This is a genomic window from Bacillus sp. LR--39 (genome assembly GCF_053613335.1).
In genome coordinates this window covers 1-1,404 of the sequence record NZ_JBSIOT010000157.1, presented here as the reverse complement: position 1 = coordinate 1,404, position 1,404 = coordinate 1, and the positions used below count along the sequence as shown (strand labels likewise).

Genomic DNA, 1,404 nt, shown 5'->3' with positions numbered 1-1,404 from the left:
TTGGATCATCCTCGTTTCCAAGCAGTTCTTGCTGCCAAAGCGCATAGTCTGCATACTGCACAGCAAGAGGCGCCCATTCGGGAGATCGTCCGTGGCAGCGAGCCGCATAAGCTGTCCCAAGGTCTCTGGTCAGCGGTGTTAAGGACCAGCCGTCCCCGACAATATGATGGACGAGAAGAAGCAGCACGTACTCGTCAGGACCGATCACAAAAAGCTCGGCACGAAAAGCAGGTTCAGCTGCAAGATCAAAGCTGTAGCGTACAGCTTCGGCAAGCCGATCAGAAAGCTCCTTCTCAGCAATTTCAGTAACATGTAACTCGGGACAGGCTTGATCGGCATCTAAAATATGCTGATAGGATGTCCCCTGTGATTCAGGGAAGATCGTCCGAAGACTTTCATGACGGCAGACGAGGTCATAAAGTGCCGCTTTCAGCAATCCTTGATCCAACTCACCTGACAAACGGACAGCAACCGGAATATTATAAGTAGGACTCGGTCCTTCCAGACAATGCAGGAACCATAGCCGGCGCTGGGCAAATGAGAGCGGGATCTTTTCAGGCCGCTCAGCTCTCTGCAAAGCGGGACGTGCACTCTGCGCCAAATCAAGATGGGCAGCGAGTCCGGCTACTGTCGGTTCGTCAAAGAGCTTGGCGATACCAAGTTCGGCTCCCATTACCTCGCGAATGCGGCTCATCAGACGGGCTGCAAGAAGAGAATGGCCCCCAAGCTCGAAGAAACTGTCATCGATACCGACGCGTGCCAAACCGAGAACCTCTGCAAACAAGTCACACAATATCTCTTCCTGAGGAGTCCGCGGGGCCCGATCACTGACAGATGTGCTGAAGTCTGGTGCCGGCAGTGCTTTCCGGTCAAGCTTGCCATTAGGTGTTAACGGCAGCTCGTCCATCTCCACAAACGCCGCCGGTACCATATAATCAGGAAGACTGGCCCCCATATAACGACGAAGCTCTGCAGTATCAATAGCAGCATCAGCGACTACATAAGCCACCAATCGTTTGTCTCCCGGCTGATCTTCCCGTACGACAACCGCGGCCTGTTCAATGTGCGGGTGATTGGCAAGCACGGCATCAATTTCTCCAAGTTCAATTCGGAATCCGCGAATTTTGATTTGATGATCCGCCCGCCCGATATAATCCAAAGACCCATCGGCGCGCCAGCGGGCCTGGTCTCCGGTCCGATACATCCGAGTTCCCGGCGGTCCGTATGGATCTGCAACGAAGCGCTCCGCCGTTAAATCAGGACGATGGAAATAACCTCTGGCCAAGCCGGTTCCTGCAATATAAAGCTCTCCGACAACGCCCGGCGGCACCGGCTGCAATCCATTATCAAGCACATACACCTGCGTGTTCCAAATCGGTTTCCCAATCGGAGGAACGCCCTTCA

The 1,404-nt window shown here is 54.0% G+C and carries 1 protein-coding gene; it reads right to left on the bottom strand.

Annotated features, from left to right (window positions below):
• Positions 1 to 1,404, bottom strand: a 1,404-nt coding sequence (locus ACWHAR_RS21330; RefSeq protein ID WP_452087750.1) for a condensation domain-containing protein, incomplete at both ends; no start/stop codon positions are given.